The following is a 24,732-nucleotide window of genomic DNA, read 5'->3' as shown; positions in this document are numbered from 1 at the left end:
CCCCCAACACAGGAGATCCACATGCTCAAGACCATCGCCCTGGCCTCGGCCCTCGCCCTCGGCACCGTCACCATCACCGGCTGCGCCGTGGCGCGCGACCAGCAGACCGTGGGGTCCTACATCGACGACACCACCATCACCACCCAGGTCAAGGCGCGCTTCGCCGAAGACCCGACCGTCAGCGCCATGTCCATCAAGGTGGAAACGCTCAAGGGCGTGGTGCAGCTCTCGGGCTTTGCCAAGAACAGTGCCGAGCGCGACCAGGCCGAAACCATTGCGGCCAACGTGAAAGGTGTCACGCGTGTGACCAACGACATCATCGTGAAATAAAGTGTGTCAGACACGTCCTACAGCGGTGGCCGCGCGCAGTGGCTATCGTTGCAGGACTTTCCAGGCCCGTGTTCCATGCCGACCCTCAGCGCGTTCATCGTCGAAGACAACCCCACCATCCTCAGCAACCTGGTCGCCACCCTGGAGGAACTGACCAGCGTGCGGATCGTGGGGTCTGCGCCGTCTGAGGAAGCCGCGGTGCGCGGGCTGCACGAACACGCCACCGACCTGGACCTGGTGATCGTCGACGTCTTCCTGGCCGCCGGCAGCGGCCTGGGGGTGCTGGAAGCGGCGCAGGGCATGCAGATGCGGGCGCGGCGCGTGGTGCTCTCCAACTTCGCCACCCCGGAGGTGCGGCGGCGCTGTCTGGCGCTGGGCGCGGCCGAGGTGTTCGACAAGTCCCGCGACCTGGACGCCCTGATCGACTATTGCGACAAGCTGGCCGAGGTCTGAGACTGCCGCATGCCCCCGCCCCCCAGCCTCACACCCGACGCCGAACGCGTGCACCGCATCCGCAACCGTTTTGAACTGGCCGCCCGCGGCCGCTACACCATGCCCATCGTGATCGCCCTGGGGGTGGTGGGCATGGTCGTCAACGAGAGCGCCTACCAGCACTCCGAGGCCACACTGGACAACGGCATCGCGCTCACCGACGCCCGGGTGAAGTCGGCCGAGACGCTGCAGCGCCTCACCGAGGTGGGCCTGTACGCTCGCTCCTACATCCTCACCGCCAGCCCCCAGGAGGCGGCACGTTACCGCGCGGCGGTGGAGGAGCTGCACGCGGTCAAGGAAAGCGCCTTCGCCCTGCTGACCCGGGAAGTCCCGGAGGAAGCGGTGTCGGTGGAGCCGATCGAGCGCCTGATCGACGAACACCTTCGCACCACCGACGCCTGGATGGACATGGTGGCGCGCGGCGAGCGCGCCCCAGCCATTGCCGCCGCCGCCAGCAGCGCCAGCCTGGAGCGGCGCAACGCCCTGCGCCAGGCCTTTGCCGAGGTGCTGGAGCAGACGGCCGCGGTGCAGCAGACGGCGCGCGTCAACCTCTACGACGCACTGATGATCAACCGCGTGGCCGTGCACCTGCTGGCGCTGGCCACCATGCTCGGCCTGTTCCTGTTCCAGCGCCAGCTGCACCGCGGCGACCAGCTGATGCTCGAGGAAGGGCAGCGCCTGGCCGCCCGGGTGAAGGAACGCACCGCCGAGCTGACCGAGATGGCCACCCACCTGGTCAACGCCCGGGAGGACGAACGCGCCCACATCGCCCGCGAACTGCACGACGAGATGGGCGGGCTGCTGACGTCGATGAAGCTGGACTTTGCCCGGCTGCGCCGCCAGCCCGACCTGCCTGCCAAAGCGGTCGAGCGCATCCTGGCGATCGAGGCCCGCCTGGGCGAGGGCATCGCCCTCAAGCGCCGCATCATCGAAGACCTGCACCCGTCCGCGCTGTCGCAGCTGGGCCTGGTGCAGGCGCTGGAGATCCTGTGCCGCGAGATGGCCGAGCGGCTGGACAAGCCGGTGCACGCCGAGCTGCAGGACGTGGCCCTGGACAAACCCGCGCAGCTCGCGCTCTACCGCATTGCGCAGGAATCGCTCACCAACATCGGCAAGTACGCCGGCTGCACCGAGGCCTGGGTGCGCCTGCAGGCCGATGGCGCCACGGTGCGGCTGAGCGTGCACGACAACGGCAAGGGCTTCGACCCGCAGCGCGTGCCGCACGGCCGCCACGGGCTGCTGGGCATGCGCGTGCGGGTGGAGTCGCACGGCGGCACGCTGCGGGTGGACAGCGCGCCCGGCGCCGGCACCACCATCGTCGCGACGCTGCCCTCCCGGCCGGCGCAGGCCTGAGCCGGGCCGCCCCCGCAGCAAATTTCAAAGACGGAAAGCGGTTTTCAATCGGCGCGCGCCACCGCCGCCGCTACGATCAGGAGCATTCAAGCCCACCCCGGAGACATCCCATGCCCGTGATCACCAACATCGAAGACCTGCGCGTGCTGGCCGAGAAGCGCGTGCCGCGCATGTTCTACGACTACGCCGATTCCGGCTCGTGGACCGAAGGCACCTACCGCGCCAACAGCGAGGACTTCCAGAAGATCAAGCTGCGCCAGCGCGTGGCGGTGAACATGGAAAACCGCAGCACGGCCACGAAGATGGTGGGCCAGGACGTGAAGATGCCGGTGTGCATCGCGCCCGTGGGCCTGACCGGCATGCAGAGCGCCGACGGCGAGATCAAGGCGGCCAAGGCGGCCGAGCGCTTCGGCATCCCGTTCACGCTCTCGACCATGAGCATCTGCTCGATCGAGGACATCGCACAGCACACCAGCGCGCCGTTCTGGTTCCAGCTCTACATGATGCGCGACCGCGAGGCCATGGCCCGCATGATCGAGCGCGCGCGCAACGCCAAGTGCAGCGCCCTGGTGCTGACGCTGGACCTGCAGGTGATCGGCCAGCGCCACAAGGACCTGAAAAACGGCCTCACCGCCCCGCCCAAGCCGACGATCGCCAACATCATCAACCTGATGACCAAGCCGCGCTGGTGCCTGGGGATGGCCGGCACGAAGCGACACAGCTTCGGCAACCTGGTGGGCCATGTGAAGGCGGTGAGCGACATGAAGTCGCTGGCCTCTTGGACGAACGAGCAGTTCGACCCGACGCTGTCCTGGGAAGATGTGGCCTGGGTCAAGGCGCAGTGGGGCGGCAAGCTGATCCTCAAGGGCATCATGGACGTGGAGGACGCGAAACTGGCCGTGGCCAGCGGCGCAGACGCCATCGTGGTGAGCAACCACGGCGGTCGCCAGCTCGACGGCGCGCCCAGCAGCATCGAGGCGCTGCCGGCCATCGTGGCCGCGGTGGGCGACCAGATCGAGGTATGGATGGACGGCGGCATCCGCAGCGGCCAAGACGTGCTCAAGGCCTGGGCCCTGGGCGCACGCGGCACCATGATCGGCCGCGCCATGGTCTACGGCCTGGGCGCGATGGGTGAAGAAGGCGTGTTCAAGGCGCTGCAGATCATCCACAAGGAACTGGACGTGACCATGGCCTTCTGCGGCCACACCAACATCCGGAACGTGGACACCTCCATCCTGCTGCCGGGCACCTACCCGACCGCCTGAAGCCGAGCGTGGGGGTCTCAGGTCAGCGCGTCGAGAACTCGTTTCAGGGCCCACCACAGGGTGGCCATGTCGTGGGCCCGGTCGCCGGTGCGCGCCTCGACCCAGCGCAGTCCGCGCGCTTCGGTGGCGCTGCGCAACGAGTCGCTGAACCAGCTGTCGGCCCCCAGGCCGACGATGACTGGCTGGTGGGCCACGTGCTGGCAGGCCCTCAGCAACCGGTCCAGCAGGTGTTCGTTGCGCTCGGCGTCGGTGTCCAGCACGATGACCAGGGCCGCGTAGTCGGGCAGGAAGGCGTGCGTCATGCCCATCGCCAGCCCCTTGCGGGCGTTGGCGATCAGCCGTCGCCCGGCCGCCGCCTGTTGCGGCAGGTCGAGGTAGTCGCTCTCCACGTCCAGCGCGTCGCGCGCCGCACCGGCAAAACGCCGGTGCACCACCCCCCGCTTCTCGCGGGTGGCCAGCCAGCGCAGCAGGTCGAAGGCGTCGGTGCGGGCGGCCGACATCAGCATCACCCGCTGGTAGCTGCCCTCGCTCGCAGCCGCCACCTCGACATGGCCCGGCAGCGGTGAACACAGGCTGCGCCAGACGCTGGCCGGCTCGTAGCCCTTGCCCTTCTGGTGGCGCTCGTGCAGCGCCATCACGCGGCGCGCGAACTCGCCGGTGCTCTCGGTGGCCTCGGCAATGGAGCCGATCCAGGGCTTGAACAGGCGCGGCTTGCCCAGGCTCTCGTGCACCACCCGCAGACTGCGGTGGCGCGGGTCGAGCGCGACACGCTCCATCAGCGCCCGGATGCCGTCGGGCGGCCCCTCGATCCACTCGACGAACCAGCCGCAGCGGTGCATCAGCGCGACGCGGATGTTGTGGGCCTGGTTGTTGACCACAGCGTGGTCGCGGATGCGGCGCATCTCGTCAAGCACCGGGCCGTCGACCTGGCAGATGCTGGCGTAGATGAGTCGGCCCAGGTCCTGGCGCGACGGCTCACTGCCGCTGTCGGGCCAGTCGGTGTTGTCGGGATCCTGAGGCACGGAGCTCATGCGAAATTGTCCCCCTGTAACCAGCCACCCATCACGCACCGCCTGTGCAGGATGTCATGCCGGCCGGGGTTTTGACGCAGCGGCAGCGGGCGCTGCCCGGCGCTCAGAGGCTGGCCGGCTGGGTCTCGGCCAGCCAGGGCGACAGCGCCACCGGGGCGTCCGGCCGCAGCACCCAGGTGCGCCGCAGCGCCCGTTCGGGCTCGTCGTGCGCACGCAGAGCCAGCTGTTCGGCCAGATTGATGATGCGGACCGAGGCCGATTCTTCGGTGCCCGCCGGCACGTCGACCACGCCGACCGCCACCTCGGGCTGGAACGGCATGGACAGCGGATCAGGCCCGACACTGACCGACATGCGCAGCTCGCGCAGCACCCGCTCCGTCACCAGCTCGGCGCGCGTCGGATCCTGCACAGCCGAGATGGCCAGCACGAAGCAGCGCTGGTGGTACAGGCCCACGACATTGCGAAAGCCCACCAGCTGGCGGATGCGCGCGGACAACGCCACGAGGATTTCCCCCTCCGGGTTCATGACCGGCGACTCGCGGTAGGCGTACAGGTTGGACACCGACACCGCGGCCACCAGGCAGGGTCGGCCCATGCGCTGGCTGCGCCAGAGCGCGTCCTCCACGCGGGCCACCAGATGGGCACCACCCGGCAGGGCTACAGAGGTCATCGCCGGTACCTGGCCGGCGGCCTGGCGCCGGAGCTGCCGAAAGTGGCGGCTGCGCATGCGCACCAGCACCACCACGGTGGTGAAGTAGCCGACGGTGGCCCACGCGGTGAGCGCCCAGTAGGCGTTGCCCATGTCCATGCCCAGGCCCTTGGCATAGAGCCCGGCCGTCATCTGGGCCAGGCAGAGGCAGGCCAGCACCATCCAGCGCGAGAGCTGGTCGCCCAGCGTCACACTGCGCACGGCGATCAGCACCCCCATGAGCACCGCCAGGCTGTTGACCGCGGCCGTCAGCATGAGCACCGTGTCGGCCGGCAGACCGGCCACCACCAGACCCAGCAGCACGAAGGTGCCGGTGAGCAGCACCGACGCGCCCGGCCCCATGATGCGGCGCACCAGCAGGTCTTCACGGCGCAGGCCCGACCACAGCCCGAGGTAGGTCATCGCCAGCGCGCCGCACAAGGGCCCCATCGTCGCCTTCAGCGGCAACCAGTCGATGTGATTCCAGGCGGGCCACAGCGCTTCCGGCAAGCCCGACATCAGGATGCAGGCGCCGCCCGTGAGCACCAGGCTCAGCCACGAACGGGCCGACGGAACGCTGGGCCGCGTGACCACATCGAGTGTGGCCGCCATGGCCAGCGTCAGCAGGACACCCGCCATGGCAGACCAGATCGCCACTTCGAGAACTTGCATGGCTGGCAGTGAAGGAGGAGGGACTACCGCTTCTATAGCAACGGATGCGGACGCCGCAGGCGGTGGACAGCGTTCAGCAAGCGGCGCAGTGTACCGCCGCGGGTGTCGGGCCGTGCCCGGAGCCCCCCGTCCCCTCGCGGGCATACTTCCGGCATGAACGATCCGCACACTGTCCAGACCGACACCCCCCGCTCCCCTGCCAGCCGCCGCGTCTCGCCGTGGTGGCGCGCGCTGGCCATCGTCCTGCTGCTGGTGCTGATGCTGGGCTGGGCTGCCAGCGCCAGCCTCTACGAGCAGCTCAAGGCGCAGGTGGGCCACCTGCAGGCCAAGGTGGCCAACGTGCCGCAGATCCGCCACATCGCAGTGCTGCTTGACGACCAAGGCGCCCCAGCCATGCTCGTGACCATGGACCCGCAAACCGGCGTGCTGCAACTGCAGCGCCTGAACGAGGTCAAGGAAGGCCGCGAGGACAGCATGCAGCTGTGGGCGGTGAAGGACGGTCAGCCACCCCGTTCGCTGGGCGTGATCGAGAGCAAGTTCAAAACCCTGCAACTGCCCGCGCAGGAAGCGTCGCTGGCCGGTGTGGCCGAGCTGGCGATCAGCGTCGAGGACAAGGGCGGTGTGCCCGAGGCCCAGGGCCCCCGCCTGCCCTGGCTGTTCAAGGGCGCCCTGGTGCACAAGGCCATATAAGGGCCGCGACGGGGCGGTCTTGGCCGGGCGCTGCGGCGCTATGCTCGCGGCACCGTGACCGAGCCAGCGCCCCGTCCCCGCCGCATCGCCCATCTCGACATGGACGCGTTCTACGCGTCGGTCGAGCTGCTGCGCTACCCGCAGCTCAAGGGCCTGCCCATGGTGATCGGCGGCGGGCGCCGGCGCGAGGCCGAGATGTTCGAGCGGCTGCGCCAGGCGTACCCCGAACGCGAGTGGGGACCAGCCACGCTGGACCGCATTCCGCCCGAATTTTTCCCGCGGCTGAAGGACTACGCCGGCCGCGGCGTGGCCACCACCGCGACCTACGCGGCGCGGCAGTTCGGCGTGGGCTCAGCCATGGGACTGATGAAGGCCGCCAAGCTGTGCCCCGACGCCATCCTGCTGCCAGTGGACTTTGAAGAGGTCAAGCGCCTCTCCCGCCTGTTCAAGCAAACCATCCTGGAGATCGCGCCGGTGATGCAGGACCGCGGCGTGGACGAGGTCTACATCGACTTCACCGACGTGCCGGGCGGCCAGCGCGAGGGCGGGCGGGTGCTGGCGCGGTTGATCCAGAAATCCATCTTCCAGGCCACCGGCCTGACCTGCTCCATCGGCGTGGCGCCCAACAAGCTGCTGGCCAAGATGGCCAGCGAGTTCAACAAGCCCAACGGCATCAGCATCGTGCGTCCGGAAGACCTGGAAGCCATGATCTGGCCCCTGCCCTGCAGCAAGATCAACGGCGTCGGACCCAAGGCGGACGCGAAGCTGCAGAGCCACGGCATCCACACCATCGGCGAACTGGCGGCACGCGAGAAGCACTGGCTGATTGCGACCTTCGGCAAGAGCTACGGCGCCTGGCTGCACGAATCCGCATGGGGCCGCGACGACCGGCCGGTGGAGACCGAGAGCGAACCCGTCAGCATGAGCCGCGAGACCACCTTCGACCGCGACCTGCACGCGGTGCGCGACCGGGCCGAGGCCGGCGCCGTGCTCACGCGGCTGTGCGAACAGGTGGCCGCCGACCTGCAGCGCAAGGGCTACACCGGGCGCACCATCGGCATCAAGATCACCTTCGACAACTTCGAGAAGGTCACGCGCGACACCACCATCGCTGTGCCCACGGCCGACGCGGCGGTGATCCGCCGCCACGCAGGCCTCTGCCTCAAGCGGGTGGACCTGTCGCGGCGCTTCCGGCTGCTGGGGGTGCGCGTGGGCAAGCTGGTCAAACCCGGGACAGAAGAGGCCGAGGCGCCGCACTACAGTGGCGCGACCCCTTCCCCCCGACCACCGAGAGCCGACGATGAGCGCACCGACCTGCTTTTCCCTGAACTGGATTGACGGGCACATTGCCCACCTGGTGATGAACCGCCCCGAGGCGATGAACACCATGCACCCGACCTTCTGGCGCGAGCTGGACGACATCGTCACCGCGCTGCACCGCGAGGGAAAGGCCCGTGCCCTGGTGATCAGTTCCACCGGCAAGCACTTCTCGGCCGGCATGGCGCTGGAGACCTTTGCCGGTGCCATCCAGATGGACGACCAGAGCCCGGAAGGCCGCGCCGCCATATTCGACCTGCTGACCGACATGCAGGCGACCTTCACGAAGATCGAAGCGCTGCGCTGCCCGGTGATCTTCGCCATCCAGGGCGGCTGCATCGGCGGCGCGGTGGACATGGTCACCACCGGCTGCATCCGATACGCGACGCAGGACGCCTTCTTCTGCATCCAGGAAATCAACATCGGCATGGTGGCCGACGTGGGCACCTTGCAGCGACTGCCGAAGCTGGTGCCGTTCGCCGTGGTGAAAGAGATGGCCTATACCGGCCGCCGCCTGCCGGCCGCTAAGGCGCTGGCGTACGGGCTGGTCAATGAGGTGTTCGACACGCCCGAGGCGATGCTGGCCGCCGCGCTGCAGTGCGCGAAAGAGATTGCCAGCAAGCCGCCGATTGCCATCTGGGGCACCAAGCAGGCCGTGACCTATGCGCGCGACCACAGCGTGGAGGACAGCCTGCGCCAGATGGGCTGGCTGCAGGGTGCGATCTGGAGCAACGCGCACGTGCGCGAGTCGATCACCGCGATGAAGGACAAGCGCGCCGGCCAGTTCACGCCGCTGTCGGCGCTGCAGTCCTTCAGGGAACTGGGCTGACCGCGCGGCAGCCGCTCAGGGCTTGCAGCTGGCGTTTCCGCGCACCACGGTGCCGTCGCGGCACTCGGTGATGATGTCTGCATCCTCCGTGCGCGAAACCACGGTGGCCGCCGGCCGGGCCGGGCGGCCGGTGGCCTGAGCGCCGCTGGCCCGCACATAAACCAGCTTGCGCGCACCGCGGGCACAGGTGCCAACCACCTTGCCCGCCACCTCTGCGTCCGCGTCCACCACGATCACCGCAAAACCGGTGGCACCGGTGCCGGCGATCTGGAATTCGATGTGCTCGCGCAGGGGCTCGCAGATGTCACCGGCGAACGCACCGCCCGCCATCAGTCCCAGGCCCAGGGCGGTCCAGCGTGTGGTCCTCATGGTGCCGCCTTTCAGGACGCCAGCAGGCCATCCAGCCGCCGCAGCCCGGCCACCGTCTGCAGGCAGGCCTCGGCGGCCTCGGTGCCCTTGACCGCGAAATGGCGCAGGAAGTACTTGCGGTGCTCGGCGTGTTCACGGAAGTGGTGCGGCGTGTGCACGGCCAGGATCATGGGCACGCCGGTGTCCAGCTGCACGCTCATCATGCTCTGGACCACGGTCTGCATCAGCGCGTCGAAGCGGTAGATGCCGTCGTCGACCACCAGCGCGCTGCCGACCACGGCGGCGTATCGGCCCGAGCGCGCCAGGCGCTGGGCGTGCAGCGGAATCTCGAACGCACCGGGCACGTCGAACAAGTCGATGCGCTCCGGGCCGACGCCGGCTTCGGCCATGCGGGCGAGGAAGGCGTCGCGCGCCTGCTGGACGATGTCGGCGTGCCAGACGGCTTCGACGAAGGCAAACCGCAGATCGGCGGGAAGGGAGACTGGTGTGGAGGTGCTCATGGGTGCCGGTATTGTCCGGGATGTCAGGACCCGACGATCCAGCCTTCGAGCGGGTCGAACGGTGGCAGACCGTAACAAGGGTGACCCAAGGTGTGCTGCTGCAGCGCCCAGGCCGCCTGCAGCAGGCAGAGCACCGCGTCAAGGGCGTCGCCGCTGGCATCGTCGGCCAGGGCGTCGCGCTGGGCGTGGCTGAGCTTCAGGCGCAGGCCGGCGGCTCTTAGCAGCGGCGCGTCGCCCAGTTCCAGCGTGTGGATCAGGTGCTTGCGTGCGATCAGGCGCTCGGGCGTCTGCTTGGCCCGGTCGTCGCTCTTGTACGAGCTGCTGCCGAGCACGCTGCGCGCCAGCAGGCCCGGGTAGGCCTCCAGCGCGACGCGCCGCGGGTCGCCCTCGTGCAGGCCCGGCAGGCTCGCACCGGCGGTGATCAGGCGCGGCACGCCCGCGTGCAGCATGAAAGCCACCGGCGGGTTGACCCATTTCATGCTGGGGCTCGATCCGGCCGGGCCGTCGGTGGCCCGGTGGGCGAACTTGCCGCCGACCGGGCGCGCGTCGCAGAAGGCGGCGAAGGTGTCGCGGATCTGCTCCCTGGACAGCGACGCGTAGTGCGCCATGCAGTCGCGCCAGGCGGTCGGCCAGCCCAGGGTTTCGACCAGCTCGCGCGGAAGGCCGAACGGCAGATCGAAACCACCGACCCAGCCGCCGTCGGGCGACTCGGCCAGCCGGGCCTGCCAGGCGTCCAGGGTTTCGAAGCTCTCGATGCGCTCCAGCAGCACGCGCCCGCGGTCGCTGCGGCCCACGGCCAGCGTGACCGGCTTGCGCTTCGAGGGTGCGCTGGTGAAGTCGCAGCCCAGCAGGGAGACGGTGGTGGCGCCCATCGCCATCACCCGAGTCCCAGCGCCGCCACGCCGGCGGCGATGCAGCAGGCGCCCAGGATACGCGGACCGCGCTCGCCCTCGCCCAGCAACTGGCCGCCGATCAGCGCCGCGAACAGCATCGACACCTCGCGCGCGGGCGCCACGTGCGACAGCGGCGCCTGCTGCATCGCGTAGAGCACCAGCACGTAGGCGATGGGGCTGACCGCCGCGACGGCCAGTGCGTAGCGCCACTGTTTCTGCCACAGCACCCAGGCCGTGGCGCGGTCGCGCAGCACGGCCGGCGCCAGCAGGGCCACGCGCACGAAGTTGCCCATGTAGTCCACCAGGATGGGCGACATCAGCAGCCAGCGCACCGCATAGCCGTCGACCAGGGTGTAGGAGGCGATGAAGGCGCCGGTCAGCACGCCATAGAACATGCCCTTACGCACCCGCTGGCGCGCCACCGGGTCGTGCGCCGCGCGCCACAGACCCGGACCACCCGCGATCAGGAACACACCCAGCACCACGCCGGCGATGCCCGCCGCACCCAGCGCCGAGATGCGCTCGCCCAGGAAGACGATGGCCACCAGCGACGACAGCAGCGGCCCGCTGCCGCGCGCCAGCGGGTAGACCACCGTGAGGTCGGCCTTGCGGTAGCCGCGCAGCAGGATGACGTAATAGAAGACATGCAGCACGCCACTGGCGACCACCAGCGCCCACTCGGTGCGGCCCCAGGTCGGCACCACGTCGCGCCCCAGCCACCAGCCCAGCGGTGCCCAGAGCAGCATCATGATGAAGGCGGTGAAGAAGGCGAAGCGCGCATCCCCCGCGGCCTTCTTGGCGACGATGTTCCAGCCGGCGTGGATCAGGCCGGCGAGCACGATGAGCGCGAAGGCGGTGGGGGTCACTCGAAAACCAAAAGAAAGACCGCAGGCCCGCCAGCGGGGCACTGCGGCCTCACAGGAAAAAGAGTCAGGCTCTTCCGATGATCGAAGCAGTGGCCATGAGCTCTTCGAGCAGGGCCAGTGACACCTTGCCCGAGACCTGGTACGGATCGAACTCGGGCCGCTCGGAGTACTTGAGCACGATGGAGGTGTTGAGCTTGGCCAGGTTGACCGTGCCCATGGTCCAGCCGCCGAAGCGGCGCTCGCTGATCTCTTCGTAGTGCAGCAGCGCCACGTCGGTGTGGCGCTTGTCGAGCACGATGTGGTTGTAGAGCTTGTTGACCGTGTCGCGCCCGCCTTCGATGGCTTGCAGGAAAATGCCACCGCCGTAACACAGCACACCGGTGATGCCGTGGTTCAGGTTGTGTGCGCGGGAGGTTTCAAGGATCGACTCCATGGACTTGGTGCAGTCCTTGTCGATCGCGCGGCTGACGTAGAGCAGGCGTACCAGCATGGTGGCTTCCTCAGGATTTGCGGGGAATGAGGGAGAGGAATTCGCGGCGCAGGTTGGGGTCCTTGAGGAACACGCCGCGCATGACCGAGTTGATCATCTTGCTGTCCATGTCCTTCACGCCGCGCCAGGCCATGCAGTAGTGGCTGGCCTCCATGACGATGGCCAGGCCATCGGGCTGGGTCTTTTCCTGGATCAGGTCGGCCAGCTGCACCACGGCCTCTTCCTGGATCTGCGGGCGGCCCATGATCCATTCGGCCAGGCGCGCGTACTTGGACAGGCCGATCACGTTGGTGTGTTCGTTGGGCATGACGCCGATCCAGATCTTGCCGATGACCGGGCAGAAGTGGTGGCTGCAGGCGCTGCGCACAGTGATCGGGCCGACGATCATCAGCTCGTTGAGGTGCTCGGCGTTGGGGAACTCGGTGACGCTCGGACCCTTGACGTAACGACCGTTGAACACCTCCTTGAGGTACATCTTGGCCACGCGGCGCGCGGTGTCGCCGGTGTTGTGGTCGTTCTCGGTGTCGATCACCATCGCGTCGAGCACGCCCTGCATCTTGACCGTCACCTCGTCCAGCAACTTCTCCAGCTCGCCGGGCTCGATGAAGTCGGCGATGTTGTCGTTGGAGTGGAAGCGGTGGCGCGCCGCCTTCAGGCGTTCGCGGATCTTGACCGAGACGGGCGTGCCTTCGGAGTCGTCCAGCTGTTCAGGGTTGCTCATGGGTGTTCCGGATTTCATCAGCATCGGGTCATGCTAACACCGCACCCCCGGCCCGCGGCCGCCAGGGGTTTCAGTAGCGGTGGCCGGTCAGGAACAGCAGGGTCCGCATGGCCATGAAGGCGATCCGGTCCAGCAGGCGCTGGTGCCAGGGGCGGCTGCCCAGGACCCGCGCATCCAGCTTCTGGCCGGCGTGTTCCAGCAGCACGTCCAGCCGCTGGTGCAGCAGTTCGGCGAACCGCCGGTCGGTGGTCATCACATTGGCCTCGCGCGCCAGCAGCAGGGACAGCGGGTCCAGATTGGTCGAACCGACCGTGGCCCAGGCCCGATCCACCACCGCCACCTTGGCGTGCAGGGCGCTGGGCGCGTACTCGCGGATGTCGATGCCGGCGTCCACCAGCCTCTGGTAGACGGGGCGGGCGGCGCGGTACTGGAAGAAGTTCTCGTAGCGGCCCTGCATCATCAGCCGCACCCGCACGCCGCGGGCCGCCGCCATGGTCAGTGCCTTGCGCAGCTTGCGGCCCGGGATGAAATAGGCGTTGGCGATCACGATGTCGTGCCGGGCCGTGCCCAGGGCCTTGAGGTAGGCGCGCTCGATGTCGTGCCGGTGGCTCACGTTGTCGCGCAGCAGCAGGGTGGCCCGTGCGTCGTTGACGCCCAACGGGCCCTCGCTGACCAGCACCGAGCCGCTGGCTTCCGCGTCGGCGTTGACCCGCGACCCGAGGCCGGTGTAGAGCTCGACCTTGCGCAGCAGCCGCGTGAAGTCGCCCACCGGCTGGGCCTCCTTGAACGCCTCCCAGGCGGCCCTGAACTCGCGCTCGCGCGCCTTGCGCACGGCCTGCAGCCGCCACCACAGCGTCTCCATGGTGTCGACCATGTCGTCCACCAGCGGCCCGGCCACGCGCAGCGCGAAATCGAGCCGCGGCACTTCCAGCCGGCCCAGCGCCACGTCGTCGCGGTCGTCGATCAGGTTGATGCCGCCGCAGAAGCCGACCAGGCCGTCGACCACACACAGCTTGCGGTGCAGACGGCGCCAGCTGCTGGGAATCAGCAGGCCCAGCCCGCCCAGCGGCGCATAGACCCGCCAGCGCACGCCCGCTTCGGCGAAGCGGCGCTGCCACTCCTCGGGCACCCTGGGCGTGCCCACGCCATCGACCACCAGGCGCACCAGCACGCCGCGCCGGGCGGCGCGCTCCATGGCCTCAGCCACGCTGAGCGCGGAGCCGGCGAATTCGAAAATGTAGGTTTCCACGTGCACCACACGGCGGGCCGCGTCCATGGCCTCGACCAGCGCGGGGAACAGCGCGTCGCCGCCTTCGAGCAGCAGCAGCTGGTGGCCGGGCCGGGGGGGCGCAACGGGCCTGTCGTCGGCCAGTGAAGGGTCGACAGGTCCGCCGGTTTTCACAGTTCCAGCTCGGCGATCAGCGGCAGGTGGTCGGACATGCGCGTCCAGGCCCGGCCGTGCGGTACATGCGCGCTCACCGGTCTGAGCCCGCGCATGTAGATGCGGTCCAGGTGCAGCATGGGCAGGCGCGAGGGGTAGGTCGGCAGCCGGATACCGTCGAAGGTGCGCAGATCCAGCGCCGCCATGGGCTTGAGCAGCTGGGCGCCCCAGTCGTTGAAGTCGCCGGCCACGATCAGCGGCGCGTCGGCCGGCACCTCGTGGGCCACATAGCGTCCCAGGCGCTGGACCTGGCGCTCGCGGCTGGCGTGGATGAGGCCGAAGTGCACCACCACCACATGCACTTCGCGCCCGTCGATCAGCAGGTGCACGTGCAGCAGGCCGCGCTGCTCGAAGCGGTGGTCGGACACGTCCGAATGCCGGGTGTCCAGCACCGGCCAGCGCGAAAGCAGCGCATTGCCGTGTTCACCGTGCCGCGTCACGGCGTTGGTGCGGTAGACCGACTCGTAGCCCTCGGGGGAGAGATAACCCGCCTGGTCCAGGTCGGGCCAGCGGGTGAACAGCTGCTCCAGCTTGCGGTGGTGGCGCCGCACCTCCTGCAGGCAGACGATGTCGGCGTCGAACTGCTCCACAGCATGCGCCAGGTTGTGGATTTCCAGCCGGCGCGCCGGCCCCAGGCCCTGAACGCCCTTGTGGATGTTGTAGGTCGCGACTCGCAGAATGCTCATGCGCGAATGATCGCATGGCCGCCACCCACAACGCGGCGGAGCGTGGGGGTCTAGAACCCGCTTTCGCGGATGAAGATGGACGCCACCTTGCGGAACACCCCGGCGGCCAGCGACTCGGCCTCGCCCTCGATGCGCACCCGCACGGTCGCCATCTGCTGGGTCGGCAGCGGTTCGTCCAGCACGATGCGCACCCGGAACAGCGCATCGCGCACCACACGCCCTCCTCCCTGGCCGTCCTTCGGCGGCTCGGCCACGGTGGCGATCGGCCCGCCGTTGCTGGCGTCCAGCAGGGGGTTGGGCAGGGCCAGGGTGCGCGAGACGTCGATGGCCTCGATGCGCCCGTCGACCCAGGCGCGCGGATCGGACACCAGCCCCGCACGCACCGGTTGACCGACCTGCAGACGGCCCAGTTGCGCCTCTTCGATGAAAGCATCCACCACCCAGCTGCGCTGGTCCACCAGCAGCGCCAGCGGCTCGCGCGGCTTGACCCAGACACCGGGCGCCAGCACCGGGTCGATGTCACGCAACTCCCCGTCGAAGGCAGCGCGCAGGGTCAGGCGTTCGCGCTCGTCCTCGCTGAGCTTTTCTTCGGCTTCATAGAAGGCCTTCTGAGAGGTGAGCGACTGCCGCTGGGCCTCGCCATCGGGCAGGCCCAGCAGGCCGGCGATCTGCGACTCACGCGCCTGCGCCATCTGGCGCGATTTGTCCTGCGCGATGCCCAGGATCGACGAATCGAGCACGAACAGCACGTCGCCGGCCTTGAACGAGCGCTGCGTCGGCATGGACACGATCTGGGCGGCGAACGGCGCGTGGATCGACTGCTGCTCCTGTGCGTGATACCAGCCGTACCCGGCGACGCGGCTGCTGAACGGCATCAGCAGCAGCACCAGACCGGCCAGCACGATCCCCGCCAGCCAGCGCTTGCGATGACCGGTGATCTCCGCGCGGCGCTTTTTCCAGACCTCAAGTTCTTTCATCACGGGACGTCCGATGAACCACACCAGTTCCAGCAGCATGAGCAGGATGCCCAGCAGTTTGAAGAAGAAGACATACACCAGCAAGGCGATGCCGATGAACACCGTGAGCCGGTACACCCAGGTGATCAGGGCGAACACAATCAGCGCGCGGCGCTTGCCGTCGGGGAAACCTTCGGGCCAGCGGTCCTGGAAACCCAGCAGGGTGCGGCGCAGCCAGGTGCGGGCCAGGGCGCTGGAGCGCTCGTGCAGGTTGGGCAGGTCGAGCAGGTCGCTGGCGATGAAGTAGCCATCGAAGCGCATGAACGGGCTGGCGTTGATCGCCACCGTCAGCACCCAGCTGGTGGTGGCCAGGAAGAACATGCCGTTGCGAAATGCGCCGTCCGGTGCCAGGCTCCACACCAGGGTGGCGATGCCGGCCAGGGCCAGCTCCACCGCGATGCCGGCGCTGGCAATGGCCAGCCGCTGGCGCGGGTCCTTCAGTCGCCAGCTTTCGCCGGTGTCGGTGTAGAGCATGGGGAACATCACCAGGAAGGCCACGCCCATGTGGGCCACCCGCACCCCGTAGCGGGTCGCGGCGAAGGCGTGGCCCAGCTCGTGCAGCATCTTGGCCACCATCAGGGCCACGCCGTAGCCCAGCAGCCCGTTCCATGTCATGTTGTCGACCAGGGTGTGGGTGAACTGGTCCCACTGGCGCGACACCAGGAACACGCCCAGCAGCGTGATGGCCAGCACGACCACGGCGATCAGCGGCATGTTCAACCGGGCCAGGAAGGGCTGCAGCGCCGCCAGCCAGGCCTGGGGCCGCACCAGCGGCAGGCGGAAGAACAGGTAGTTGTGCAGCAGCGACTCCAGCAGGGAGCGCTTCATGGACTGCGCGCGGGCGATGGCCTTGGCGACATCTGCCTTGCCGGTCAGGCGCAGCAGCTGGTTGTCCGAGAGGAATTTCTCCAGCGCGCGCACGTCGTCCGCGGTCACGTTCAGCGGCGTCTGCTGATTGACGGTGCGCACCAGCGAGGCCAGGTCGTGGTCGGCCCAGTGCACCAGCAGCTCGAAGTCGAGCCAGCCGATGCGAAAGAACCGGTTGGTCACCGGGTCCTGGATCATCCAGGCGGGGGTGCCGTCCTCGTTGGGCGCGGCCGGAAACAGAATCAGCTCGTCGCGGATCGGCGGCAGCGGCTGCTTGCGCGGCGGTGCCTTGACCCGGATCTGCCCGTTGGCCGGCACGGCGGCGCCAGTGCTCACAGCCCGCTCCATTCCCTCAGGTGGGCCAGCGGGCGGCGGAACAGGTAGTAGCCCAGCAGCACCCAGTCGCCGGAGATGCGCGCCGTGCCGCGCAGGCCGATGCGGGGCAGCTCGGTGCCCTCGTCAAATTTCGCGCGCAGCTTGTAGGAGGCCACGCTGTCAGGGCTCAGGGTGGCCTGGTAGCTGGCCTCGACCAGCCGGCCGGAGCGGGGGCTGAGCGGATCGGTGTGCAGGAACAGCCGCACCGGCGCGTCCAGCTCCAGGTTGATCGCATCGGCCACCGCCAGCCAGACCTGGATGCCGCCGTCTTCGGGCTTCGCCAGCTGCATCACGCGCTCGCCGGTCATCACCGGGCGGCCGATCCAGTCGTTGGTGTCGGAGAAGATGGCGATGCCGTCGCGGTCGGCGCGCACCTCGACGCGCTGCGCCTGGGTTTCCACCGCGGCCAGCTCGGCTTCCTTCTCGCGCACACGACCCAGGGCAACGGCCACGTCGGCCTTGCTCTTGAGGTCGTCAAACGCCCGTTGCTGGGCGATGTGGGCGTCGGCCTGGGCGATTTCCAGCGCCTTGCGGGCCACGGCCAGCCGATTCAGCAGCGAGGAGTCGTCCAGCGAGAACAGCAGGTCGCCCGCCTGGACCTTGGCGTTGGGCGCCACGGCGAAGGAGCCGACCACGCCGTCCTGCGGCGCGGCGACAGCGATGGCGTTCAGCGCCACCACCTCGGCCGGAGCCAGCACCGAGAGACGCACCGGTACGAACAGGCTGAGCACCAGCAGGCCCGCCAGGATCCAGCGGTTGCGCTTTTTGGCCATGGGCCGCAGCCAGCGCAAGCGGTCCTGCGAGGTCTGGCGCATGCCGGCCAGGCAGTAGCCGTAGGTCGCGTGCAGGCGGCCCAGCAGTTCGCAGGCTCGGTCGGACCAGGGCTGTTCGGCCGCGTAGAGCACCACGCCCTTGAACGCTCCCTGGCGGTCGCGCAGGGGCACCAAGGCCAGGTGCTCGGGCAACCACTCGCCCCAGCCCTCGGCGTCGTCGGGCGAGGCGTCGGCGATGTCCAGGCGGTGGATCGCGCCGTCGCGCGGGAAGCGCTGGGCAAAGCGGCTGAGCCAGACCGCGAATGGCGAGTCGTTGGCCACGCTGACCAAGCCGGACGCGGCGACCAGCCGCAGCCGCTCGCCCTCCTGCTCGAACATCGCGGCCTGCCGGTAGGGCGTGAGCGCGTGGGTCTCGTTGACGATGGTGAAGCGCAGCGCGGCGACCGTCTCGGCCTCCAGCGCCCGGGCTTCGATCTGCAGCAGGACGCCCAGATCCGATGCGTCGCTCATGTCGGACTCAGCGCATGCCGGAGAACGTGGCGACGCCGCTCATGCCGGGCAGCAGGTCCGGATGGGACTTGGTCATGGTCGCTTCCAGCTCGATGGTCTGGCTCACCGGGTCGACCCGGCCGTTGATGCGGTGCACCTTGGCCTGGTAGGTCTGGCCGGTTTCGTCGATGGTCACATCGAACACATGACCCATCTTGAGCGTCGAGATCCAGCTGGAGGGCACGTTCAGCTTCATCAGCAGCAGACCGGAACGCACCAGGTCCAGCAGCGGCTGGCCCGCGGACACGGTCATGAAGCTGCGCACGTGCAGCTTGGCGGTACGGCCATCCCAGGGCGCGCGAATCGTGCACTGGGAGATCTGGAAGTTGTAGAGGTCGACCTGTGCCTTGGACTTGGCCACGGCGCTGGCCGCCAGCGCGACCTCGACGTCGCTGGCCTGCTCCAGCCCCTGCATGCGCAGCTTGGCCTCGTACTGTTCGGTGGCGGCGGCCTGGTCGGCCTTGGCCATCGCCAGACGGGCGCGGGGTTCGTCGCAGTCCATGGAGACCAGCACCGCGCCCTGCTTGAAGGGCACGCCCAGGCCGACATGCAGCTGGGCGATGCGGCCCGGCACCGGGCTGGCCAGCACCGTCTCGCCCGCCGGCAGCACCAGCACGCGGACCGAGGCCGGTGCAGGCGCCGCCGCCGGCGCTGCGGCCGCTGCCGGCTTGGAAGGAGCAGCGGGGGCGACCGGTGGCTTGGCCGCACCAGCGGTCTGGGCCGATGCAGCCAGCGAGGCCGCGCCGAGGAGCAGGGCTGCGCCAGCGGCGCGCCAGGGGTTCAGAGCAGTCAGATCAGTCGACATGGAGCCATGATTTGAGGTCGCCAAGATTGGCATTGAGCGCGGCCACCAGGCTGGACTCGTAGACCGAGGCCCGGGCGTTGGCCGGAATGGTAGTGGCAAAGCGCGCCTTCTGCGGCTGGCCCGACCCGTCGGTCAGCTCCAGCGTCCAGGCGGCTTTCTCCACCCCGTTGTTTTCGGCTGCCGTGAAGGCCAGCTTGAGCTCAATGCCGTCCTTGGCGTCGGTGGCGATCTGGTGGCGACCCAGCAGCTCGGTCACCAGCGCCTTCATGCGCACCTGCTGCACCGGGTCCTGGATGCCCGCCAGGTTCACGTTCACCGTGGCCGCGCGCCCGAACAGGTTGGAGGACAGGGCGAAGGCGTCCTTCTCGGTGGCCTTGAGGTGGCCCTTGATGCGGTCGGTGAGCTGGGCCAGGTCGTTGCCCTCGAAGTCGTCGGCAATCGGGTCGAAGCCCAGGGTGTTGTACAGGCGGCCGAAGGCGATGTGGGCGTTCGCATACGCGTTGGCGCGCTGGTACTGGCCCAGCACGGCGCGGGCCTGGGTGCGGATAACCTCCAGCTCGCTTTCAAGCTTGGCGCTCATCGACGCCTTGGTGAAGGCGGCCAGGCGGGTGTCCACCTGCGCGGCCTGGTCGGCCAGGCGGAAGTCCTCCAGCGCCATCTTGTAGCGCTCGGCGCTCACGCGGGTCTGCGTCAGGATGGCCATGGACAGGGCCATGCGGCGCGCCTCGTCGGTCGCTTCCTGGTACTTCTGCGCGTCCTTCATCGCCGGAATCGCCACCAGGCGCATCAGGTTCCAGGCCAGGCTCACGCCGCCTTCGGACCAGCTGTTGTTGTAGCTGTAGACGTTGGAGTCGTGGCGGCGGCCGTAGTTGAAGGAGATGCCGGGCAGCATGCCCAGGATCTGCTTGCGCGCCTCGTCAGAGGTGATGCGCTTGCGGAAGTCCTCCTCGCGCAGCTCCGGGCGCTGCAGCAGGGCCATGTCTTCGAGCTTGGCGATCTCGCGCGGTGGCGTGGGCAGCGCGGTTTCGTTGGCTTCGGCCACCTGGAAGTCCACGCCCGGGGGCACGTTCATCAGGGCGGCCAGCTCGCGCTTGGCAAATTCGAGGTCCTGGCGGCGCTGGTTCAGCAGCGTGGTGGCGTCCAGCAGCGCACGCTGGTAGGCCAGCGCCAGGCCCGGCGGGATGATTTTCTGGGTCTCTGCCTCGCGCGAGCGGGTGAGCGCCAGCGAGGCGCGCTGCAGGATGTCGTCGGCCTGCGCATTCAGGCGCTGGGCGCCCAGAGCGCGCCAGTAGGCCGCGCGCACGTCCTGCAGCAGGTTCTGCACCACCTTGCGGCGGCGCTCTTCAGCGATCAGGAACTGGTCACCCTGCTGGCGGGCGCGGTAGTAGGAGACGCCGAAGTCCAGGACGTTCCAGGAGAACTCGATGCCGCGCAGCGAGCGGCTGCGTTCGTCGGAGGTGGTCGGGCGATCAGCGATCTCGCCGTCCAGGATGCCCACGCTGACGCCACCGGAGTCGTTGCTGCGGCGGGTGTAGCCGGCCGAGGCCACCATGTGGGGCAGCATGTCGTGGCTGGCGAAGTTCGTCAGGCCCATGGCCAGGGCCGACTCCATCTTCTTGAGGCGGTAGTCCAGGTTGTATTTGAGGGCGCGGGCCACGGCCTCTTCCATCGCGATCGGGGCCGTGATCGGCGCCTGGTCGACGTACATGCGGGCGGTGTCGGTCTTGACGCGCTCGCGCACTTCGTCGGCCGTGATGGCCTTGGGCGCGACCGAGCAGCCGGCCACCAGCACGGCGACCGACAGGGCCACCAGGGTCTGTGGCAGGCGCTGGACGGCGCGCGGGAGGCTCTGTTGTTGTTGAGTCATGGGGATGTCCTTGTTCATGGTCGGTATCGGGTTCAGCCGGAGATGGCGGCACGGGTGATCGGGCGGGCGCTGAGCGCACGGTCCTTGGCAAAGCGCTGCAGCTGGTGACGCAGGCCGGTGGCCGCCTGGGGCTTGTCCACCGACTTCTCGACCGCCTTGACCGGTTCCTTGACCGGTTCCTGGGCGGGCTTCTCAGACACCTCGGACTCGGTCGTGGCCTTTGTCACGGAAGGCTGACCGGGCTCGCGCAGCACCGTCTGGGCCAGCTGTGTGGAGGAACCCTCGGCCTGCGGGGCGCCCAGCGCAAACTGGTCGGCCAGCGTGCCAAAGCCGGGAGTGGCCGAGTTGTTGGCGTCCAGCGTGGCCGAGCGCAACCTCGACTCCAGCTGCGAGGCGCGCACCGCGTGCTGCACCCACAGGCTCGGGTCGGTCGAGATCGGCTGGTGGCGCACGGCGAGCTGCACGTACAGCGCCGGGGCGGGCGCCTGCAGCGCGCCATACACAGGCTCACGCACCAGGCCGATGTGATCGCCCCGCTCGTTGTCCGCGAACAGCAGGCTATCGGGCAGCTGCGCCATGGCCTCGCCCAGCAGCGGCGCACCCGTCGGTACAGCGCCCAGCGACGACGAATACAGGCCCTGCTCTCCGCTGGCGTCGGCCACCGCGTACAGCACGTGCAGCTTGCCGTCCTCGGGCGGCGGCGACACCGGCGAACGCGGTGCCTCGGGTGCCGGCGCCGGGGCGGGTGCCGGCGCTGGGGCAGGCGCCGGAGCGGGTGCCGGGGCCGGAGCGGGCGCTGGCGGGGGGGCCGGCGGCGCGGGCGGCTGCACTGTCGGCTCGCCCGCAATCGCGGCGAACGACAGCGTGGCGGACGAGGTGGCGCTGCCGTCGCTGATGGTGTAGGTGGCGCTGGGGATCGGCCCCGTGTAGCCCGGCAGCGGGCTGAAGGTGAACGAACCGTCCTGGTTGATCACCAGGGTGCCCACGCCCGGAATGGTGGCGGTGTCGCCCGGCGGGAAGCTGCCCGGCACACCGGTGATGGTGAAGCCGGTGACCGTCAGCGGGTCACCGTTCGGGTCGCTGTCGTTGGGCAGCACGTTGCCGGTGACCGGGGTGTCCACCGTGGTCGGCAGCGGGCCGTCGTTGGTTGCCACCGGTGCGCCGTTGGGCACGTCGGCAAAGCTCAGCACCGCGCTGTCCGTGCCACCCTGGCCATCGCTGATGGTGTAGGTGACCGCGGGCACGGGGCCGGCGTAGCCGCTGGCCGGGGTGAAGGTGTAGCCGCCGTTGGCGCCGATCACCAGCGTGCCGATGGGGTCGCCGGTGTTGTCGCGGATCGTGGCGGTCTGGCCAGCGCCGAAGCTCTCGGGCGTGCCGTCGCCGTTGGTGTCCACCGTGAAGCCGGACACCACCAGCGGATCGCCATCCACATCGCTGTCGACACCCGAGCCGCTGTTGTCGGTGATGACGTTGCCCGACACCGGCGTGCCCGGGGTGGTCGGAACCGGCCCGTTGTCGGTCGCCACCGGCGCATCGTTCACCGGGTCGACCAGCAGGCGGATGGTGGCCGTGGCGGTCAGGCCATCGGGGTCGGCGACGGTGTAGTTGATCGGCACCGGGGTGCCGGTGTTGTAGTAGTTGGGCTCGGGCGTGAAGGTGAGCGTGCCGTCCGGGTTGAGCACCAGCTCGCCGATCGGATCGCCGCTGACCGGGTCGTTGATCACCACCGGCGTGCCGGGGGTCACGTTGACGCCGTTGATCTGCGTGATCTCCAGCGGCTGGCCTTCCGGATCGCTGTCGTTGGTCAGCGGGTTGAAGGTGACCGGCTGGTCTTCCTGGCCGCGCACGTTGTCGTTCTGGGCGATGGGCGGGTCGTTGGACGCATCCACCACGATGCTCAAGGTGGCGGTGTCGGTGCCGCCGTTGCCGTCGGAGACGGTGTAGACCACCGGCGGCACGGCGCCTTCGAAGCCGGGCTCCGGGTCGAAGGTGTAGCTGCCGTCCGCGTTGACCGTCAGCGTACCCACGTTGAGGATGGGCAGCGGTGTGCCCGGCACGCCCGGCACACCGTTGACGGTGAAGCCCGACACGGTGAGCACGTCGCCATCGGGGTCGCTGTCCACACCGCCGGCCAGCGGACCATTGCCGTCGTCGGTGAGCAGGTTGCCGCTCACGTTGGTGTCCGGCGCCGTGATGGCACTGTTGTTCTCGGCCACCGGCGCGTCGTTCAGGCCGTTGACGGTGATGGTCAGCGTGGCCGTCGCGGTCTGGCCTGCCGGGTCGGTGACGGTGTAGGTGAACACGTCCTGCACCGCCGCACCGTCCGGCAGGGCCTGCGCCGCGCCGGTGGGGGTGTAGCTGTAGCTGCCGTCGGCATTCAGCACCAGGGTGCCGTAGCTGCCCACGACCGGCGATCCCACGCCACCCGGGGCGCCGTTCACGGCGCTCACCGAAAGGCTGTCGCCGTTGGGGTCGCTGTCCACACCGCCAGGGGCCGCGCCGCTCTGGATCACGCCGTTGGCGGCCGAGACCGTCAGCACCGCGTCTTCCGTGGTGCTGTTGGTATCGGGCTGGGCCACGGGGGCCAGGTTGTCTTCGCCCACTTCGATGGTGACGGTTGCGGACGAGGTCTCACCCGACGGGTCCGCCACCGTGTAGCCGAAGCTGGCCGTGCCGGTGTAGCCGGTGGCCGGCGTGAACACCAGCTGGCCGCCGACCAGCGCCACCGTGCCGTTGGCCACCGGGACGGCCGCGCCGCCCTCGGTGATGGTCTGGCCGTTCACCGCCGTCACCGCCAGTGTGTCGCCGTCGGGGTCGCTGTCGTTGGCCGTCACGTCGACGGTCACCGGCGTGTCGACCTGGGTCACCGTGGCGTCGTCGCTGGCGGCCGGCGGATCGTTCACCGGCGTCACGGTCACCGTCACCTGGGCATTGAGTTCGTTGCCCAGACGGTCTTCCACCGTGTAGTTGAACGCCACCGGGCCGTTGTAGCCGGGCGCTGGTGTGAAAACCAGCTGGTCGTCGGTCGGATCGCTCGGGTCGCCCCCGCTGAGGCTGACCACCCCGATCGGCAGTCCGGTGCCGCTGTCGACCAGCGTCACCGGGGAGCCCGACGAAATGGGGCTGCCGTTGATCTCGGTGATGGTCAGAGGCCCTTCGCTGCCCGGGTCGTCGTTGTCCAGAACGTCGATGGTCACCGGCGTGTCTTCCGGCGTGGTGGCGTTGTCGCCCACGACCGACGGCGTCTCGCTCAGCGGCGTCACCGTGATGTTCAGGGTGGCGGTGTCGGTGCCGCCATTGCCGTCGCTCAGGGTGTAGACCACCTGGGGCGCGTTGCCCACGAAGGCGGGCAGCGGGTCGAAGGTGTAGCTGCCGTTGCTGTTGATGGTGAGGTCGCCGACGCCGGGAATGGTCAGCGGGCTGCCCACCACGCCGGACACACCGCCGACGGTGAAGGCGCTCACGCTGAGCGTGCCGCCTTCGATGTCGCTGTCCACGCCGTCGCCGGTGTTGTCGGTGATCACGTTGCCGCTGACGTTGGTGTCCTGGATGGTCGTGGCCACGTTGTCGGTGGCCACCGGCAGGTCGTTGACCGGGCTCATGGTCAGCGTCAGCGTGGAGGTGTCGGTGCCACCGGCGCCGTCGGTCACCGTGTAGGTCGCCACCGGGATCGCGCCCGTGTAGTTGGCCACCGGCGTGAAGCTGTAGCTGCCGTTGCCGTTGATCGTCAGCGCACCCACACCAGCGATGGTGGCCGTCTGGCCCGCCGTGTAGCTCGTGCCATCTCCGGCCACCGTGAAGCCGCTGATGGACAGCGGGTTGCCGTCTACGTCGCTGGCGTTGTTCA

General features: G+C 69.1%; 22 protein-coding genes. 7 read left to right on the top strand and 15 right to left on the bottom strand.

Annotated elements, in window-relative coordinates; genetic code table 11:
• Positions 1-21: 21 nt before the first annotated feature.
• The 4 genes from ACFOPI_RS14760 to ACFOPI_RS14745 all read left to right on the top strand — a co-directional run bounded on the left by ACFOPI_RS14760 (position 22) and on the right by ACFOPI_RS14745 (position 3,440).
• The gene (locus tag ACFOPI_RS14760) at positions 22-330 is read left to right on the top strand and encodes a BON domain-containing protein (RefSeq protein ID WP_382175185.1); all 309 of its coding nucleotides are present in this window, start codon (positions 22-24) and stop codon (positions 328-330) included.
• Positions 331-405: 75 nt separating this feature from the next.
• The gene (locus ACFOPI_RS14755) at positions 406-783 is read left to right on the top strand and encodes a response regulator (protein WP_382175183.1); all 378 of its coding nucleotides are present in this window, start codon (positions 406-408) and stop codon (positions 781-783) included.
• Between the two features lie 9 nt (positions 784-792).
• The gene (locus ACFOPI_RS14750) at positions 793-2,175 is read left to right on the top strand and encodes a sensor histidine kinase (protein ID WP_382175180.1); all 1,383 of its coding nucleotides are present in this window, start codon (positions 793-795) and stop codon (positions 2,173-2,175) included.
• A gap of 110 nt (positions 2,176-2,285) precedes the next feature.
• Entirely contained in the window at positions 2,286-3,440 is a 1,155-nt protein-coding gene (locus ACFOPI_RS14745; RefSeq protein WP_382175177.1) for an alpha-hydroxy acid oxidase, read from the top strand.
• Positions 3,441-3,457: 17 nt separating this feature from the next.
• Here the strand turns inward: ACFOPI_RS14745 and ACFOPI_RS14740 are convergent, their stop codons facing one another.
• Both ACFOPI_RS14740 and ACFOPI_RS14735 read right to left on the bottom strand, forming a co-directional pair.
• Entirely contained in the window at positions 3,458-4,471 is a 1,014-nt protein-coding gene (locus ACFOPI_RS14740; protein WP_382175174.1) for a BLUF domain-containing protein, read from the bottom strand.
• A 103-nt stretch (positions 4,472-4,574) separates the two neighbouring features.
• Complete coding sequence (locus ACFOPI_RS14735; RefSeq protein ID WP_382175172.1) at positions 4,575-5,831, bottom strand: hypothetical protein; 1,257 nt, start codon at positions 5,829-5,831, stop codon at positions 4,575-4,577.
• Between the two features lie 153 nt (positions 5,832-5,984).
• Here ACFOPI_RS14735 and ACFOPI_RS14730 point away from each other — a divergent pair, with 153 nt between their 5' ends.
• The 3 genes from ACFOPI_RS14730 (at position 5,985) to ACFOPI_RS14720 (ending at position 8,667) form a co-directional block, all read left to right on the top strand.
• Positions 5,985-6,521, top strand: coding sequence for an anti-sigma factor domain-containing protein (locus ACFOPI_RS14730; protein ID WP_382175169.1), 537 nt, complete (start codon positions 5,985-5,987; stop codon positions 6,519-6,521).
• Positions 6,522-6,620: 99 nt separating this feature from the next.
• Positions 6,621-7,859, top strand: coding sequence for a Y-family DNA polymerase (locus ACFOPI_RS14725; RefSeq protein WP_382175166.1), 1,239 nt, complete (start codon positions 6,621-6,623; stop codon positions 7,857-7,859).
• Positions 7,822-8,667: an enoyl-CoA hydratase-related protein gene (locus ACFOPI_RS14720; protein ID WP_382175163.1), complete on the top strand. Its 846-nt coding sequence runs from the start codon at positions 7,822-7,824 to the stop codon at positions 8,665-8,667. The genes ACFOPI_RS14725 and ACFOPI_RS14720 overlap by 38 nt, the downstream gene beginning before the upstream one ends.
• Before the next feature lie 15 nt (positions 8,668-8,682).
• Here the strand turns inward: ACFOPI_RS14720 and ACFOPI_RS14715 are convergent, their stop codons facing one another.
• The 13 genes from ACFOPI_RS14715 to ACFOPI_RS14655 form a co-directional block, all read right to left on the bottom strand.
• Positions 8,683-9,036: a DUF1161 domain-containing protein gene (locus ACFOPI_RS14715; RefSeq protein ID WP_382175161.1), complete on the bottom strand. Its 354-nt coding sequence runs from the start codon at positions 9,034-9,036 to the stop codon at positions 8,683-8,685.
• Positions 9,037-9,047: 11 nt separating this feature from the next.
• A complete protein-coding gene (locus ACFOPI_RS14710) occupies positions 9,048-9,536 on the bottom strand; it encodes a 6,7-dimethyl-8-ribityllumazine synthase (protein WP_382175158.1) in 489 nt (162 codons plus the stop codon).
• Between the two features lie 23 nt (positions 9,537-9,559).
• Positions 9,560-10,414 carry a DUF429 domain-containing protein gene (locus ACFOPI_RS14705; protein ID WP_382175155.1) on the bottom strand — a complete coding sequence of 285 codons (855 nt, stop codon included), beginning with the start codon at positions 10,412-10,414 and terminating at the stop codon, positions 9,560-9,562.
• A complete protein-coding gene (locus tag ACFOPI_RS14700; RefSeq protein ID WP_382175152.1) occupies positions 10,414-11,295 on the bottom strand; it encodes an EamA family transporter in 882 nt (293 codons plus the stop codon). Before ACFOPI_RS14700 ends, ACFOPI_RS14705 begins: the two co-directional genes overlap by 1 nt.
• 64 nt (positions 11,296-11,359) lie before the next feature.
• Positions 11,360-11,785: a BLUF domain-containing protein gene (locus tag ACFOPI_RS14695; RefSeq protein ID WP_066263788.1), complete on the bottom strand. Its 426-nt coding sequence runs from the start codon at positions 11,783-11,785 to the stop codon at positions 11,360-11,362.
• 10 nt (positions 11,786-11,795) lie between these two features.
• Positions 11,796-12,530 (bottom strand): GTP cyclohydrolase I, encoded by a 735-nt coding sequence (gene folE, locus ACFOPI_RS14690; protein ID WP_133157589.1) that lies wholly within the window; start codon positions 12,528-12,530, stop codon positions 11,796-11,798.
• A gap of 46 nt (positions 12,531-12,576) precedes the next feature.
• Positions 12,577-13,908 (bottom strand): cardiolipin synthase ClsB, encoded by a 1,332-nt coding sequence (gene clsB, locus ACFOPI_RS14685; RefSeq protein WP_382175148.1) that lies wholly within the window; start codon positions 13,906-13,908, stop codon positions 12,577-12,579.
• Positions 13,905-14,633: an endonuclease/exonuclease/phosphatase family protein gene (locus ACFOPI_RS14680; RefSeq protein ID WP_382175145.1), complete on the bottom strand. Its 729-nt coding sequence runs from the start codon at positions 14,631-14,633 to the stop codon at positions 13,905-13,907. The genes clsB and ACFOPI_RS14680 overlap by 4 nt, the downstream gene beginning before the upstream one ends.
• Before the next feature lie 50 nt (positions 14,634-14,683).
• The gene (locus ACFOPI_RS14675; RefSeq protein WP_382175142.1) at positions 14,684-16,852 is read right to left on the bottom strand and encodes an HlyD family efflux transporter periplasmic adaptor subunit; all 2,169 of its coding nucleotides are present in this window, start codon (positions 16,850-16,852) and stop codon (positions 14,684-14,686) included.
• Positions 16,849-18,174 carry an efflux RND transporter periplasmic adaptor subunit gene (locus ACFOPI_RS14670; protein WP_382175139.1) on the bottom strand — a complete coding sequence of 442 codons (1,326 nt, stop codon included), beginning with the start codon at positions 18,172-18,174 and terminating at the stop codon, positions 16,849-16,851. The genes ACFOPI_RS14675 and ACFOPI_RS14670 overlap by 4 nt, the downstream gene beginning before the upstream one ends.
• A 7-nt stretch (positions 18,175-18,181) precedes the next feature.
• Complete coding sequence (locus ACFOPI_RS14665; protein ID WP_382175136.1) at positions 18,182-19,018, bottom strand: efflux RND transporter periplasmic adaptor subunit; 837 nt, start codon at positions 19,016-19,018, stop codon at positions 18,182-18,184.
• The gene (locus ACFOPI_RS14660) at positions 19,008-20,885 is read right to left on the bottom strand and encodes a TolC family protein (protein WP_382175133.1); all 1,878 of its coding nucleotides are present in this window, start codon (positions 20,883-20,885) and stop codon (positions 19,008-19,010) included. Before ACFOPI_RS14660 ends, ACFOPI_RS14665 begins: the two co-directional genes overlap by 11 nt.
• Before the next feature lie 32 nt (positions 20,886-20,917).
• On the bottom strand, positions 20,918-24,732 hold a 3,815-nt coding region (locus ACFOPI_RS14655; RefSeq protein ID WP_382175130.1), incomplete at its 5' end, for an Ig-like domain-containing protein.

Source organism: Hydrogenophaga luteola, assembly GCF_042648585.1.
In the GTDB taxonomy this organism is placed as follows: domain Bacteria; phylum Pseudomonadota; class Gammaproteobacteria; order Burkholderiales; family Burkholderiaceae_C; genus Hydrogenophaga; species Hydrogenophaga luteola.
This window is presented reverse-complemented; position numbering and strand designations above follow the sequence as displayed.

Excerpts from the sequence above, each read along its gene's own strand:
- ACFOPI_RS14695 (WP_066263788.1), bottom strand. The coding sequence starts at position 11,785 with ATGCTGGTACGCCTGCTCTACGTCAGCCGCGCGATCGACAAGGACTGC.
- ACFOPI_RS14680 (WP_382175145.1), bottom strand. The coding sequence starts at position 14,633 with ATGAGCATTCTGCGAGTCGCGACCTACAACATCCACAAGGGCGTTCAG.
- ACFOPI_RS14755 (WP_382175183.1), top strand. The coding sequence starts at position 406 with ATGCCGACCCTCAGCGCGTTCATCGTCGAAGACAACCCCACCATCCTC.
- ACFOPI_RS14665 (WP_382175136.1), bottom strand. The coding sequence starts at position 19,018 with ATGTCGACTGATCTGACTGCTCTGAACCCCTGGCGCGCCGCTGGCGCA.
- ACFOPI_RS14760 (WP_382175185.1), top strand. The coding sequence starts at position 22 with ATGCTCAAGACCATCGCCCTGGCCTCGGCCCTCGCCCTCGGCACCGTC.
- ACFOPI_RS14670 (WP_382175139.1), bottom strand. The coding sequence starts at position 18,174 with ATGAGCGACGCATCGGATCTGGGCGTCCTGCTGCAGATCGAAGCCCGG.
- ACFOPI_RS14660 (WP_382175133.1), bottom strand. The coding sequence starts at position 20,885 with ATGACTCAACAACAACAGAGCCTCCCGCGCGCCGTCCAGCGCCTGCCA.
- ACFOPI_RS14710 (WP_382175158.1), bottom strand. The coding sequence starts at position 9,536 with ATGAGCACCTCCACACCAGTCTCCCTTCCCGCCGATCTGCGGTTTGCC.
- ACFOPI_RS14730 (WP_382175169.1), top strand. The coding sequence starts at position 5,985 with ATGAACGATCCGCACACTGTCCAGACCGACACCCCCCGCTCCCCTGCC.
- ACFOPI_RS14720 (WP_382175163.1), top strand. The coding sequence starts at position 7,822 with ATGAGCGCACCGACCTGCTTTTCCCTGAACTGGATTGACGGGCACATT.
- ACFOPI_RS14740 (WP_382175174.1), bottom strand. The coding sequence starts at position 4,471 with ATGAGCTCCGTGCCTCAGGATCCCGACAACACCGACTGGCCCGACAGC.
- ACFOPI_RS14725 (WP_382175166.1), top strand. The coding sequence starts at position 6,621 with ATGGACGCGTTCTACGCGTCGGTCGAGCTGCTGCGCTACCCGCAGCTC.
- ACFOPI_RS14735 (WP_382175172.1), bottom strand. The coding sequence starts at position 5,831 with ATGCAAGTTCTCGAAGTGGCGATCTGGTCTGCCATGGCGGGTGTCCTG.
- folE (WP_133157589.1), bottom strand. The coding sequence starts at position 12,530 with ATGCTGATGAAATCCGGAACACCCATGAGCAACCCTGAACAGCTGGAC.
- ACFOPI_RS14745 (WP_382175177.1), top strand. The coding sequence starts at position 2,286 with ATGCCCGTGATCACCAACATCGAAGACCTGCGCGTGCTGGCCGAGAAG.
- ACFOPI_RS14705 (WP_382175155.1), bottom strand. The coding sequence starts at position 10,414 with ATGGCGATGGGCGCCACCACCGTCTCCCTGCTGGGCTGCGACTTCACC.
- ACFOPI_RS14715 (WP_382175161.1), bottom strand. The coding sequence starts at position 9,036 with ATGAGGACCACACGCTGGACCGCCCTGGGCCTGGGACTGATGGCGGGC.
- ACFOPI_RS14750 (WP_382175180.1), top strand. The coding sequence starts at position 793 with ATGCCCCCGCCCCCCAGCCTCACACCCGACGCCGAACGCGTGCACCGC.